Origin of the sequence: Paenibacillus sp. J53TS2, from assembly GCF_018403305.1 — a bacterium.
Taxonomy (GTDB): Bacteria; Bacillota; Bacilli; order Paenibacillales; family Paenibacillaceae; genus Fontibacillus; species Fontibacillus rhizolycopersici.
In genome coordinates this window covers 1-14,813 of record NZ_BOSK01000004.1, presented here as the reverse complement: position 1 = coordinate 14,813, position 14,813 = coordinate 1, and the positions used below count along the sequence as shown (strand labels likewise).

Sequence of the window (14,813 nt, the reverse complement as noted above, 5' to 3'; positions counted from 1 at the left end):
CGTCCCCCCGGACCGCTGCCGGCGGGTGACGCCCTTGCTCGATGATCATATTAGATGATTACTCTGCTGCGGCATTGGCCGCTTCTTGCGCCGCCTGTACATTTTCCAGCATCTTCGCCGGTTCGATTTCACCGCCGATGATTTGTTGGATGCCCATGCTAAGCGCCGTGTTGACTTCCGCTTGCACGAGGGCGTCAAATGCCGGGAACGAGGTGCCGATTTCGCTGACCGCTTTGAATATATCCTGCATCAACGGGTCGTCGGACGCCGTTTTCATTTGTTCCAGATCCATTTTCATCGCCGGCAGTACACCGTCTTCTTTCAAGCCGCGCAGCTGCATTTCGTCCGTCCACATGTTTTTGATGAATTCCTTGACAGCCGCAAGCTTCCGCGGATCCTCTGCAACGGCGCTGGAGAAGCCATAACCGTTATTGGCGTCCTGCATGACAACTACCGGATCGCCTGCGTTCACCGGCGGCATATTGAAGAACCCGATTTTTCCGACCATATCGCCGGCTTGAGCCGGATCACGGAACACGGAGTTGGCCCAGGAGCCGTCCATCATCATGATCGCTTCGCCCGTAATGACTTGGTTTCTCATATCTGCGTATTCGAAACCCAGCTCGCCTTTTTTGTAGTAACCCTTTTGTACCCATTCCTGATGTTTCGCGATGGCCGTAACCATCTTCTCATCGGTCCATTTTGTTGTACCTGTTTTGAAGCCATACGTGATCTCCGGTCCAGCATAGTACGACCACAGGTTGTTGGTTGTCATCAGCGGAATCCAAGCATCCTTGGAGGACTGAGCAAACGGAATTTTACCGTCCGCCTTGATTTTCTCGGCGAGTTGCTCCAGTTCTCCAAGCGTCTTAGGCACCGTCAGACCTTTGGCCTCGAAATATTCTTTATTGTAGAAGTAGCCTTCGATCGAACCGCCGATCGGCAGGCCGTACACTTTACCGTCCAGGGTAAACGGATCCAGTGTCGTAAATTTATCTTTAATGCCCAACTCCTCGATAATCGGCGTCAAGTCCAGCATCAAGCCTTCTTTGGCATACAGCTGGGCATCCGGGCTGCCGAATACGTCGAAGACTTCCGGCGGTTTGCCTGCGGCCATCTCACCCCGCAGTTTTTCTTTGCGGTTTACTTCAGAATCGACCGCATCCAGCTTGATGGTTAAGCCTGGCACGGCGGCTTCCGTTTGTTTGACTACGTCCTCCAGCATCGCCAGGCGAAATTTCTTGGAATCCCCAACCTGCGTGTGACGGATCGTAATTTCAAACGGATCGTTATTCGTTTCCGTTTCCGTCCCCGCATTCGACGTGCTCTGACCTTCGTTCGCCGGGGCAGCATTCTTTCCGTTATTCCCGGAATTGGAATTGCCACAGCCCGCCAGCAGCGCGGATGCGATAAACACAAGAGATAGCAACAGCGTTAAACTCTTCCTCATGTTCTATAGACCCTCCTCAAACTCGTTTATGTGATACACCCTCATTATAGAAAGCGCCATCAGCTTTGATAAGGAGGACATTTTTCTATTAAGGGGATAATATCATCTAAATCGCAAAATGAAAACGGTTAAACCTAACATCTATCGAAAGGTTTAACCGTTTGAGGTTGGGATATTAAGTTTTTATGTTAGATTTACTTACACATATTTAGGATTTAGCTGCGGTTTGCTGCTCGCCTTCATGAATCAACCGATAAGCTCGTTCGATCTCCTCATCCGTCGGGGAAGGCACGCCTTCGAGTGGATAAGCCCAACCGAGCTCCTGCCATTTGTAAATCCCCATTTGGTGGTAAGGGAGAATTTCGAATTTTTCTACGCCTCGGAGACTGCCGATAAACCGCCCAAGCTCCAGTAAATCCTGCTCATCTTCGTGGATGCCGGGAACATAAACATGACGGATCCACATTTTCCGGTCGTGGTCAGACAACCAGTGCGCCATCTTCAACATCCGATCATTCGGCTTGCCGGTCAACTTGATATGTTTCTCGTTGTCGATATGCTTCAAATCCAGCAGCACCAAATCGGTCACGTCCAGCAGATCGCGAATCTTGTCCCCTTCATTGTATCCGTTCGTATCCAGCGTCGTATGAAGGTTCCAGCGTTTCTTCGCCTCCCGGAACAATTCGGTGACGAACGGCGCCTGCAGCGTGGCTTCGCCGCCGGATACCGTCAGTCCGCCGCCCGAAGAACGGTAATAACTCAAGTACGGCTCGATTTCGGCAAGCACTTCTTCTACGGTCATTTCCTTGCCTTCGGTCAGGCTCCAGGTGTCCGGGTTATGGCAATACTGGCACTGCAGCAAGCAGCCCTGCATAAAGAGGACGAAGCGAATCCCCGGCCCATCTACCGTTCCGAAAGTTTCCAATGAATGTATGCGACCTTTAAGCATCTTCCGTCACCCTTTCCATGATAAGCCGGCCGATAAAAGAATGAGGAGAAAGGCGATTGGCCTAACTCCCCATTCTATCGTTCAGCTTGTATTATTGCTGCCTGTCAGCAGAAGGTTCTTACATTTTGCCGTGGAACGTCCGGTTGATGACATCAAGCTGTTGCTCGCGAGTCAACTTGATGAAGTTCACCGCATAACCCGATACGCGGATCGTCAGCTGTGGATATTGCTCTGGATGATCCATTGCGTCTAGCAAAGTCTCACGGTCGAATACGTTAACGTTCAGGTGATGTGCGTTGCTGCCGAAGTATCCGCCCATCATCGAAGCGAGGTTCGAGATGCGGGTATCTTCGTCTTTGCCCAGCGCCTTAGGTACGATCGAGAAGGTGTTCGAGATGCCGTCCAAGCTGTGCTCGTAAGGCAGTTTCGCTACCGAGCTCAGGGAAGCCAAGGCACCTTTCTTATCGCGGCCGTGCATTGGGTTCGCACCTGGTGCGAACGGTTCGCCGGCTTTACGTCCGTCAGGCGTTGTACCTGTTTTCTTACCATATACAACGTTCGAGGTAATTGTCAAGATCGATTGTGTTGGCAAAGCGTTCCGGTAAGTTTGGTGTTTGCGAATCATGCCCATGAATGTTTCTACCAAGTTCACCGCGATTTGGTCAACACGGTCGTCGTTGTTGCCGTAGCAAGGGTATTCGCCTTCGGTAACGAAGTCAACGGCGATGCCATTCTCATTGCGAACCGGTTTAACCTTCGCGTATTTGATCGCGCTAAGCGAGTCGGCCACAACCGACAGACCAGCGATACCGCAAGCCATCGTACGCAGGATATCACGATCATGAAGCGCCATTTCGATCCGTTCGTAAGCGTATTTGTCATGCATGAAGTGAATGACGTTCAGCGTATTTACATACAATTTAGCCAACCATTCCATCATTGGAACGAAACGTTTCATGACTTCGTCATATTCGAGATATTCGGAAGTGATCGCTGGGTATTCCGGACCTACTTGCGATCCGTATCTTTCGTCTTTACCACCGTTGATCGCGTACAGTAAGCATTTTGCCAAGTTCGCGCGAGCGCCGAAGAATTGCATTTGTTTACCAATTCTCATTGCAGATACGCAGCAAGCGATACCGTAGTCGTCGCCGTAGATCGGACGCATCAAATCGTCGTTTTCGTATTGAATCGAACTGGTTTCGATCGATACTTTGGCACAGAATTTCTTGAACGCGTCCGGCAGTTTATCCGACCAGAGCACGGTCAGGTTTGGTTCTGGAGCAGCCCCCAGGTTGTAGAGCGTGTGCAGGAAGCGGAAGCTGTTCTTTGTTACGCGGGTTACGCCTTGTACAGACATCCCGCCGATCGATTCGGTTACCCAAGTTGGGTCGCCGCTGTACAATTCGTTATATTCCGGAGTTCTCAGGAATTTTACGATCCGCAGTTTCATGACGAAGTGGTCAACCAGCTCTTGAGCCGTTTCTTCCGTCAACACGCCTTCAGCCAGGTCGCGTTCGATATAAGCGTCGAGGAACGAAGATACGCGGCCAAGGGACATTGCAGCGCCGTCTTGTTCTTTAACGGCTGCAAGGTATCCGAAATACAGCCATTGGAAAGCTTCTTTCGCATTGTTTGCTGGTCTAGCGATGTCGAACCCGTACATTTGACCCAGTTGTTTCAACTCGCCCAAAGCGCGGATTTGCTCGGACAACTCTTCGCGTTGGCGAATGACTTCTTCGCTCATCACGTCAACATCAAGTTCGGCATGCTCTTGTTTCTTTTGATTGATCAGGAAGTCCACGCCGTACAGGGCTACGCGGCGATAGTCGCCGATGATGCGGCCGCGGCCGTAAGCATCTGGCAAGCCGGTGATAATCCCGGTATGACGAGCGTTTCTCATATCTGCAGTATAGGCATCAAATACGCCTTGGTTATGTGTTTTACGAACGTTCGTGTACAGATCCACGATATCTTCCGGAAGCTCAAAGCCGTAAGCTTTACAAGCGGTAATAACCATCCGGATGCCGCCGTTAGGACGGATCGTGCGTTGGAAAGGCGCGGAGCCTTGCACACCAACGATTTGTTCTTTGTCTTTGTCAAGGTATCCAGGAGCATGGGAAGTAATGGTCGAAGGCGTGTTTACGTCAACATCCAATACGCCGCCAGCTTCTCTTTCTTTCTTGGACAAGCCCGATACGATTTCCCACAAGGCCTTCGTGTTAGCCGTAGCGCCTTTCAAGAAAGATTCGTTACCGACATAAGGCGTGATGTTCGTATCGATGAAATCCTTGGTATTCACCTCATTCATCCATTTGCCCGGTTTGAAGCCTCTCCATGCGTTTTGCACTTCTTGCACTTCTTTTTCGATCACCGACATCTTTATTCCCTCCATTTTATATAGTGGTCGCGGTTTGAAGGATATATCCCGCGCTTCATGATCCCTAAAATTTGTGATACTTTTCACAACTTAGACAATAATTGTGCCCGGCCATCCGGACCGGGGTTCCACTCCATCATCACTCTATGAGGGATCATTTATAATGTAATCATAGCTTATGTCCTATAAAAAGATTGTGACAAATATCACATTAAGTGATATTTGTCACGTTTTCATGAAGCGATGTTCACTTATTCTTCAAATCTTCCGTAGAAGGCGTCGCGATATACATCAGCCAGTTCAGTTACGAGCGGCAGCTTCGGATTCGCCGTCGTACATTGGTCTTCAAAGGCACGATCTGCCAAGTAATCGACGCGCGATTCAAAATCCTTCGGATCGAAGCCAAGCTCTTGGAACGTTTCCGGAATGCCCAGTTTTTTGTTCAGGTCGCGGATGGCTTTGATCAAGCTCTTCACGCCTTCTTCCGTCGTGCGAGCCGGAAGTCCCAGGATACGGGCGATTTCCGCGTAACGCTCGTCGGCCACGAAGTTCGTGTATTTCGGCCAAGCGGCGAATTTCGTAGGTTTCTTCGCATTGTACCGGATCACATGCGGCATCAGGATCGCATTCGTGCGTCCATGCGCCGTATGGTATTGGCCGCCCCATTTATGCGCCAAGCTGTGGTTGATGCCGAGGAATGCGTTCGCGAACGCCATACCCGCCAGGGTCGAAGCGTTGTGCATTTTCTCGCGGGCCAGTTTGTCGCCGGTCAGCGCGGATTTCTCCAGCCACTCGAACACCAGTTGGATCGCTTTGATCGCGAGGCCGTCCGTAAAGTCGTTGGCCATCACCGACACGTAAGCTTCGATTGCATGTGTCAGTACGTCCATACCGGTATCGGCTACCGCAACCTTCGGCAAGCTGTATACAAATTCAGGGTCAATGATCGCCACGTCCGGCGTCAACTCGTAATCCGCCAAAGGATATTTCGTGTTGCCGTTGACTTTGTCCGTAATAACCGCAAACGAGGTGACTTCGGAACCCGTACCCGACGTTGTTGGAATCGCAACAAATTTCGCTTTTTGTCCCAGACGTGGGTATTTGTAGATCCGTTTGCGAATATCCATGAATTTTTGCTTCAGGTTATGGAAGTCGGTATCCGGATATTCGTAGAACAGCCACATGCCTTTCGCCGCATCCATTGGCGAACCGCCGCCCAAGGCGATAATGCAGTCCGGTTGGAATTTGGCCATCAGCTCGGTCCCGCGTTCCACGGTCGTCGTCGATGGATCCGGTTCGACATCCGAGAACACTTCGATAGCAACCGGCGTTTGGCGTTGACGCAGATAGTGTTCCACTCTTTCCACATAGCCCAGCTTCACCATCATCGGGTCAGTGACGATCAGCACGCGGGAGATGTCCGGCATTTTGGCCAGGTATTGCGTCGAATTCTTCTCGAAGTAGATTTTGTTAGGCACTTTAAACCATTGCATATTCACGGTACGACGATTCACCCTTTTCACGTTGATCAGATTGACAGCCGTGACGTTCGACGAAGTCGAGTTGCGTCCATACGATCCGCAGCCCAGCGTCAGCGACGGCAGGTTCGTGTTGTAGATGTCGCCGATACCGCCTTGCGAGGAAGGCTGATTTACCAGGATCCGGCAAGTCGGCATCCGTTCCGAGAATTTTTGAATCACTTCTTCATTATCCGAGTGGATGACCGAGGAGTGACCCATGCCGCCGAATTGAACGACTTCCAGAGCACGTTCGATGCCTTGTTCCGCGTTTTTCACTTTGTAGCAAGCGAGTACAGGGCTCAATTTCTCAGCAGACAACGGGAATTTCGGACCCACGCCTTCGATTTCAGCAACGAGAATTTTCGTTCCAGCCGGCACGTCGATGCCGCACATTTCCGCGATTTTTACCGCAGGTTGGCCGACGATCGAAGGATTCACTGCACATTTGTCGGCGATGATCGCGCCTGCAGTCAGCTTCGCAGCTTCATCTTTATTAACGAAATAACAACCGTTGGCTATCATTTTCTTCTTCACTTGGTCGAAAATCGGTTCTTCAATAATGACCGCTTGCTCGGATGCACAAATCATGCCGTTGTCGAACGTTTTGGAAAGGATCAGGTCGTTGACCGCTTGATCCAGGTCTGCGCTCTTTTCAATGAAGCAAGGAACGTTACCAGGGCCAACACCCAGTGCCGGTTTGCCGCAGCTATAAGCGGCTTTAACCATTGCGGATCCGCCGGTAGCCAAGATGCAGGCGATGTCATGGTGATTCATCAGAGCGTTCGTGCGATCCATGGAAGGATTTTCGATCCACTGGATGCAATCGGCCGGTGCGCCGTGTTTAACGGCAGCTTCGAGCAATATTTTAGCGGCTTCCGTACTGCAGGCTTGAGCGGATGGATGGAAACCGAAAATGATCGGGTTACGTGTTTTGATGGCGATCAGAGATTTAAAGATGGTGGTTGACGTTGGGTTTGTCACCGGGGTAATCCCCATGATGATTCCCACGGGTTCGGCGATTTTTTGGAAGTTGTCGTAAGGACTATCTTCGATTACGCCTACCGTTTTATCGTACTTGATGCTATGCCAGATGTACTCCGTCGCAAACATGTTTTTGATGATTTTGTCCTCGTACACCCCGCGGCCCGTTTCTTCAATCGCCAGTTTCGCGAGATGCATGTGTTTGTCGAGCCCCGCCAAAGCCATGGCTTGCACGATATTGTCGATTTGCTCTTGATCCATGCTCATGAAGGCTTCGGATGCTTTCTTCGCCTTGTCGATCAAAGTTTGAATGTAATCTTGCGCGGTTGCCTGTGCTTTTGGAGCCACTTCGTTTTTAACGGCCATCTCTCTCATCCTCCTAAGTGGTTTAAGGATTTTGCCTGCAGGTACGGGTGATCAATGTCTCGTGAAAAAATTCACTTGCAAGCTAACCCTTATGAAGCTTGTGTGCTTCTCTTTATGTCTTGATCATAGCACAGGGGATGGTCTTTGTATAGTGAATTATTTCACATACTTTAAAAAAGTTGAAAGTTTTCACTTGCCATGATTTTATTTTCATATATACTTTACATTGTGTGAAAATTTTGAATTGATTTTTGTAAGCCCAAGCCTGTTATTGTGCGCATTACATAGCGCATTTCTACCATCTGACAAAGTGAATTTTCTCACAATGTTGAAATTTCGACACTTTTTCAGGCTTTACGGCCCCCAAAAAACCGAAAAAACGTTATATAATTAATTTAAAATTTTCAGAAAAATTTGGAGTACAAAGGGGAAATCGATGATGAGTGAAATTTTAAATGCCACCCTGCCCCGCGGTAATACGAGCTGTTTTACAGAGCAAAACTTCAATCGCCTTCTCGTTACGATGAAAGACAAAGCATATCCCGAGGGGACGCATTTGTTCTGGGAAGGTGACTTTTCCGATAAACTGTTCTACATCAAGCGCGGCCGCGTGAAGTTGACCAAATCGACAGATGAAGGCAAGGAATTGATCCTTTACATGTATGGTCGCGGCGACATGGTCGGTCAGGCCGATCCGTTCTTCAGCACGAAGCACAGCTTCACCGCCGAAGTCATCGAAGACTGCGAAATCGGCGTCATCGAGCAAAAGGATCTGGAAATCATGATCTGCCAGCATTGCGATTTCGCCATCGATTTCATGAAATGGATGGGAATCCATCACCGTTTGACCCAGACGAAATTCCGTGATTTGATGATGTACGGCAAACCAGGCGCATTGTGCTCGACACTGATTCGCCTTAGCAATACGTATGGCGAACAACATGGAGACACGATTCTTATCAACAAGAAGATCACTCACACCGACTTGTCCAACATGATCGGAGCAACGCGCGAGAGCGTCAACCGCATGCTGAGCGATCTGCGCAAGAAAGACGCGCTGGAGTACGAGAACGGCATGATCGTGATCAAAGACCTGGTGATGCTGCAGGATATTTGTCACTGCGAGCTATGCCCGAACGAAATTTGCCGTATCTAATTGCCCGCAGCTTCATCACCAATAGACGCTAGTGCTAGCGTATCGAACCGTCCCTTCTTTGGTTGGACGGTTTTTTGCTTTGTTCTTCTTCATATAAAACAAAGCAAATCCCCCAAGCCTCGTCTATGATAGACGAACTTGGGGGATCATTCTCAGCTCCTGTTATGTCCTACGCCTTCTTGCGCACAGGCGAAATGAACCAATATGCCATACCGACAAACACGGCGCCGCCAACCATATTGCCTAGTGTAACCGGCACCATGTTGTGCAACCATCCAGCGACCGTAACCGTATCCGGATGATTCGGTAGCAGCAGCGACAAGCTGAGCAAAGTCATATTGGCCACGCTATGCTCGTACCCGCTCGAGATAAACGCATAGAGGCACCACCAGATCAAGACGAGTTTGGCGATATCCTCCTTGGCCCGGTTCGCCATCCAAAGTGCCAAGCAAACAAGCCAGTTGCATAGAATCCCGCGAAAGAACAGCTCTGTCACCGGAGCCCCCATCTTCTTGGCGGAAGCGGCAAAGATCAAATGCTCCGGCGCGGCCGTCTTAAACAAACCGCTGCCGACGATTAACAGGCAAAGCACCAACGCACCTGCCAGGTTGCCTAGAAAAACAAGAGTCCAGTTCTTCGCCGTATCGCCAACCGTTGTCCGCTTCGCGAGCGTACTAGCCGTAAAGAACATATTATTGCCGGTGAACAGTTCGGAGCCAGCAAACACAACCAACGTCAGGGCCAGCCCAAAGGACATCCCCATCAGCATCGTCTGATATGGCGATTTGACCGCAGCCAACGGCCCACCGATGCTAAAGATCAAAATGATGCCCAACCCGACATACGCCCCTGCCAGCATGGCCGACACGAGATACCGTGGCAGACTTTCGTTCATCTTTTCTTTTTTCTTGACGGCCGCTTCCACGATCGCTTCCACGTTTTGCGTAAACATTTGTGTTCCTCCCCCATATGAAGCCTGCCTTGCTTTCAAAAAAAGCGCGGCGACCTCTCGATCACCGCGCTTCAGTTCATCCCGCTACGCTTGCTGCAGCACCGCTGCGGCAACGAAAACCTGTCCCTCTTCCACCTTGACCGGAAACATCGTCACCTGGCCGGTATCCGGCGCTTGAACCTGTCCGGTGGTCAGGTCGATTTTCCAATCGTACAATGGATCATACAGATAATGACCCGAAACGATGCCCTCGGCCAGCGGTCCGCCCTTCGGATGGGGATTCTGGTTTAATGCCGCAAAAATGCGACCATCCGACGTACGAAACACCGCGATCGACTGACCGGCCAATTCCACCACCCGACCGATCTGTGGCAGGAACTCCTCCAAGGCGCCCACAGGGTAAAACGTATCACCACTCAACTCCATCTTCATGCTTGATAACCCCTTTCGCTTTAGACGCTACATTACAGCTGGTTGCTCATTTCCAACGAATGATACAATTTACCGCGTTGATCATCGTCGTTCAGCACTTTTTGCCAAGGATCCGTCACTTGAGTCAAGGCAAATTCAATCCGTTCCATCAACGCCTTGCGGTTCTCGGTGTCGTCGACGACAACCGAGCGAATGTGCTCGAGCCCCATCCGTTCCACCCACTCCGACGTTCTCTCCAAGTAGTTGCCGGTTTCACGGTAATATTGCATGATTGCACCGCACAGCTCGATCAGTTCCTCATCGGTTTTTACCTTGCATAGCGAATCCGCCAAGCGCGCCTTGATCCCGCCATTGCCGCCGATAAAGATTTCCCAACCGCCATCATTACCGACGATACCGATGTCCTTCGTGCACGATTCGGCGCAGTTCCGCGGGCAGCCGTTAACCGCCATTTTGAATTTGGCCGGGAAATCAAGCCGTTCGAATTTACGCTCCAGCAGCGCGCCCATACCCATCGAGTCCTGAGTCCCGAAGCGGCAGAATTGCGAACCAACGCATGTTTTGACCGTACGCAGCGATTTGGCATAAGCATACCCCGACGGCATATCCAGCTCTTCCCAAACTTTCGGCAGATCTTCTTTCTTCACCCCGATCAAGTCGAGCCGTTGTCCGCCCGTGACCTTCACCACTTTGACATCGTATTTCAAGGACACGTCGGCGATTTTCTTCAGGTCTTCCGGGGTTGTTACGCCGCCGTACATCCGTGGTACCACTGTGTAAGTGCCGTCCTTCTGGATGTTGGCGTTCATCCGTTCGTTGACGAAACGCGAAGCCTTCTCATCCTCGTGCGTATCCGGGTAAATCATGCCCAGATAGTAGTTGATGGCGGGCCGGCATTTCGAGCAGCCTTCCGGTTGCGACCATCCGAGTACGTTCATAACCTCTTTGGTGGTCTGCAGCCCTTTCTCCTTAATTTCCGCAACGATCTCATCGCGGCTCAGCGTCGTACAGCCGCAAATCCCCTGTTTCGCCGTTTGCGTGAAGCCGTCTCCAAGTACATATTGCAAAATTTGCTCCACGACCGGTTTACACCCGCCGCAAGAACGGGTCGCCCCGGTGCATGCCTTAATCTCGTCCACCGTCGTCATGCCTTGATTCACAACACAATCCACGATCGTACCCTTGGTAACCCCGTTGCAGCCGCAGACGATTTCCTCGTCGCTCATCGTTTCGACCGAGGCCTTCTTCTTGGCTCCGCCGCCGCAGCAGCCTCCACCCATCAGCGACTCGTACAATTCGTCGGTCATCTCTGCGCCTTGTTTGATCAGCTTCTGCAGCTCGGCCGAATCCGTGATATCGCCGAACAGCACCGCACCTACCAGCTTGCCATCCTTCAGCAAGATTTTCTTATACGTGCGCTTCCAATCGTCCTTGTTCGCGATGACCGTATGTTCCGGCCCGTCGATGAATTCGCCGGTCGAGAAGACGTCTACGCCGGAAATTTTCAGCTTGGTCGATACGACCGAACCTTCATAAGGTGGAGTGTCTACGCCGCTGATATGCTTGGCCATCACGTTCCCCTGCTCGAACAGCGGTGCGACCAGACCGTAACAGATTCCGCGGTGCTCGGTGCACTCACCAACGGAATAGACTCCCTCCAGCGAGGTTTGCATGTAGTCGTTGACCACGATCCCGCGATTCACTTCCATTCCGCTGGCCTTGGCAACGGCGACATTCGGTTTGATCCCTACCGCCATAACAACGAATTCCGCCGGAAGCTCCGTGCCATCCGCGAACCGCAGCCCGCGTACCCGGTTATCCCCTAGCAACTCCGTCGTTTGTGCGCCCATCTTGAACTTGATGCCCTGACGCTCCAATTCCGCTTGCAGCATGCCTGCCGCTTGATGGTCCAACTGGCGTTCCATCAAATCTTCCATCAAATGTACGACCGTCACGTCCATGCCAAGCTGCACAAGCCCCTTGGCCGCTTCCAAACCGAGCAAGCCGCCGCCGATCACGGCCGCCGTCTTATAAGTGTTGGCCGCTTGCAGCATTTGCTCACAGTCTGCGATATCGCGGAATCCAACGACTCCCTCCTTATCACTGCCCGGAATCGGCAGAATAAACGAAGTCGAGCCGGTAGCAATCAACACTTTATCGTACGGAACGCGTTGCCCGTTATCGGCCACAACCTCTTTGGCCTCCGCATCGATCCGCTCGACCGTGGTCCCCATATGCAGCGTAATTCCATGTTCTTTATACCAATTCAAATCATTCAATACGATATCATCCATCGTTTTGCTGCCTTCCAGCACATACGACAGCATGATCCGGTTATAGTTCGGATGCGGCTCACTTCCGAAGACCGTAATGTCAAATTTCGTAGTCAACTTCAGGATTTGTTCCACGGCGCTGATGCCGGCCATTCCGTTCCCGATCACGACCAGTTTCTCTCTGTCCGTTCCCATATTCGTAATGCCTCCTCCTATAAATACCTAGATCTCTAGTGTTTTTACGATAGTTCAATTTTTAAGTGATACTCTTAGTATAAATTTAAAATTGTAGATACCTTGTGATTACATTCACATTAATTGTGAAAGAATACACAAACTTTTGTCATAACTATTTTCATGAACCTATTGAAAAAATCCGCAACCCCGGTTATGACCAGGATTGCGGATTCCATAAGTTTTGTCGAGTACCTACATCTATTTCTGCTTTAAGACAATTTCCACATTGTCCTGTGGCTTTAATCTCATATCCAGCCCCGTATCCAGCAGCTTCTTTCCGTTCACCTTCAGGATCCACTGTTCGTTTTCTTGGGGAGTATACCCGCCGACCGACACGATGGATTTGTTGGTGGGACTAAACTGAACGATGCCGCTGCGTTTCAGAAGATCCCTGACCGTCGTGTTATCGTCGTATTTATTGACGTAATACTTCTTCTTCGGACTGCCCCCATCGATAATCAATAGCAAGGACGCTTGCTGCGGGATCGCTTCAAAGCTATCGACCGTCTTGACATAGACGAGCAGCTTGTCGCCAATCTTCAACTCATGATCCCAGTCGCTCGGATCCAGCTCTTTGTCATTCAACTGCGTTCCCCACTCCAGGGTAGAATCCAGCGACACTTCCCCAACCGATTGGATTGCCGATTGATCCTCCGTGAACCTCACGATCCCACTGCTCTCCAGCGCATGCCGTGCCGTTAGCCCAGCCATATAATCGTAATGCAGGCTGCGCGTCACATCGGGGATAAAGGTACCCCCGTCGATCGTCAACGTGATGTCGTGGGGTTGTTCTTTGTCGGTTCTCTGTGCTTCCGCCGGTGCCGGTTGATCCGTAATTTGGCCTTGGGCGCAAGCCGTCACGATTATTGCTATTCCTGCCATCCATCCAACAAGCCATCGCCATCTCTTGTGCATTGCCGCCCCCTGCCCTTCTCCTATCATTGTCCCAACCCGGGCAATAGAATATTCCTTATCTTAAGGATACCGGACAAGGCGCAGGTTCTCAAATTTTATCCAAACGGCGGCTCGCGGAAGCGAAAGACTACTTATTCCGTGTATCTTGGGAATAACACGTTATTTTCAAGATGTACATGCGTAAAGGTCATTCCCTCCAACTCCTCCAGGCGCGCGTAAGTCAGACGGTACGTCGTGCAGGCATGAGCCGGCGGTTGAAAATCCCCGGTGAGCTCGCGCAGCTGTTTCAAAATATTCCCTGCACCGTCATGCTCCGATTCCAAATCGGCAATCGCGCCCTGCAGTTTTTCGAGCACTTCCGGTTCGCGGCCTGCATCCCAGTTGAGCATCTTCGGAAATACCTCGGCCTCCTCTTTGTCACTGTGCACCAACAGCTCACGCCGCAACTCGCCGAACAATCGGGCCACCTCTAGCAGATGAGGATCTATTTCACCGTGAACGCGCGAGACCTTCGTCACGTATTTTTGAATTTCCGGGAGCTCCTCCCGTAAATAACGGTGATGTTTGCCTACGATATGTTCAACCAGGTCCGCAGATGACGCTTGAAGCCAGCCTTCTTCTCCTCCTGTATGCGGATGCTCAGCCAACATACGGTTCAAGTCCTCCAGCAACAGCTCTACCGGAACGCCGCTTTCTTCCGCCGACTCGGTAATCGGACGGTTTCCCCCGCAGCAAAAGTCGATTTTCCGTTGCCGGAAATAATCCGCGGCTTTTGGAAACCGCAGCACGATATCTCGAACTTTATCGGTCATTTGAAATTCTATTGGATTGATATCCATTTCTAAAACCTCCTGAAATAATGAAGTCAAGCTTACCTCTTCACCATACTTCACGAGGTACACCTGCTTGGTGATTGCGCTCACTTCGCCATAAACCTGGTTGCCTTATAAAATAAAAAGGCCCCCTGTCTCAGTGAACTGCACCCCGTCAAGTAGACAGTATAAAAAATAAAAGCTCAATTAGGCGGCCTTGGTCCTATACTCCATCGGACTGAGGCCGTTTAATTTTCTCTGTGATCGTTCGTAATTGTAAAAGTGGATGTAGTCATCAATGTCGTTCTTCAACTGGTCAAAAGTTCGGTAAGTATGCAAATAAAATTTCTCGCATTTCAATGTTCCCCAGAAGGATTCCATGGGCCCGTT

11 protein-coding genes are annotated in these 14,813 nt (G+C 50.7%); 1 reads left to right on the top strand and 10 read right to left on the bottom strand.

Translation table 11 applies throughout. From position 1 onward, the window contains the following. Positions 1-58 precede the first annotated feature (58 nt). From KJS42_RS10075 to adhE, 4 genes are all read right to left on the bottom strand, one after another. Positions 59-1,450 carry an ABC transporter substrate-binding protein gene (locus KJS42_RS10075; RefSeq protein ID WP_193415900.1) on the bottom strand — a complete coding sequence of 464 codons (1,392 nt, stop codon included), beginning with the start codon at positions 1,448-1,450 and terminating at the stop codon, positions 59-61. Positions 1,451-1,658: 208 nt separating this feature from the next. Then, complete coding sequence (gene pflA, locus KJS42_RS10070; protein WP_193415899.1) at positions 1,659-2,399, bottom strand: pyruvate formate-lyase-activating protein; 741 nt, start codon at positions 2,397-2,399, stop codon at positions 1,659-1,661. Positions 2,400-2,517: 118 nt separating this feature from the next. Next, positions 2,518-4,779 (bottom strand): formate C-acetyltransferase, encoded by a 2,262-nt coding sequence (pflB, locus tag KJS42_RS10065; protein ID WP_193415898.1) that lies wholly within the window; start codon positions 4,777-4,779, stop codon positions 2,518-2,520. A 251-nt stretch (positions 4,780-5,030) separates the two neighbouring features. Further along, positions 5,031-7,646, bottom strand: a complete 2,616-nt coding sequence (adhE, locus tag KJS42_RS10060; RefSeq protein WP_155605493.1) for a bifunctional acetaldehyde-CoA/alcohol dehydrogenase — start codon at positions 7,644-7,646, stop codon at positions 5,031-5,033. Positions 7,647-8,085: 439 nt separating this feature from the next. Here adhE and KJS42_RS10055 point away from each other — a divergent pair, with 439 nt between their 5' ends. Further along, positions 8,086-8,802, top strand: a complete 717-nt coding sequence (locus tag KJS42_RS10055) for a Crp/Fnr family transcriptional regulator (protein ID WP_155605494.1) — start codon at positions 8,086-8,088, stop codon at positions 8,800-8,802. A 169-nt stretch (positions 8,803-8,971) separates the two neighbouring features. Here the strand turns inward: KJS42_RS10055 and KJS42_RS10050 are convergent, their stop codons facing one another. From KJS42_RS10050 to KJS42_RS10025, 6 genes are all read right to left on the bottom strand, one after another. Next, entirely contained in the window at positions 8,972-9,754 is a 783-nt protein-coding gene (locus KJS42_RS10050; protein ID WP_213622772.1) for a formate/nitrite transporter family protein, read from the bottom strand. 84 nt (positions 9,755-9,838) lie between these two features. Beyond that, complete coding sequence (gene nirD, locus KJS42_RS10045) at positions 9,839-10,186, bottom strand: nitrite reductase small subunit NirD (protein ID WP_193415896.1); 348 nt, start codon at positions 10,184-10,186, stop codon at positions 9,839-9,841. A gap of 32 nt (positions 10,187-10,218) precedes the next feature. After that, a complete protein-coding gene (gene nirB / locus KJS42_RS10040) occupies positions 10,219-12,654 on the bottom strand; it encodes a nitrite reductase large subunit NirB (RefSeq protein ID WP_213622771.1) in 2,436 nt (811 codons plus the stop codon). A gap of 240 nt (positions 12,655-12,894) precedes the next feature. Then, complete coding sequence (locus tag KJS42_RS10035; RefSeq protein ID WP_213622770.1) at positions 12,895-13,611, bottom strand: hypothetical protein; 717 nt, start codon at positions 13,609-13,611, stop codon at positions 12,895-12,897. Between the two features lie 131 nt (positions 13,612-13,742). Next, positions 13,743-14,450: an iron-sulfur cluster repair di-iron protein gene (ric, locus tag KJS42_RS10030; RefSeq protein WP_213622769.1), complete on the bottom strand. Its 708-nt coding sequence runs from the start codon at positions 14,448-14,450 to the stop codon at positions 13,743-13,745. A gap of 180 nt (positions 14,451-14,630) precedes the next feature. Beyond that, positions 14,631-14,813: IS3 family transposase (locus KJS42_RS10025; protein ID WP_213622768.1), on the bottom strand; the 183-nt coding region annotated here is incomplete at its 5' end.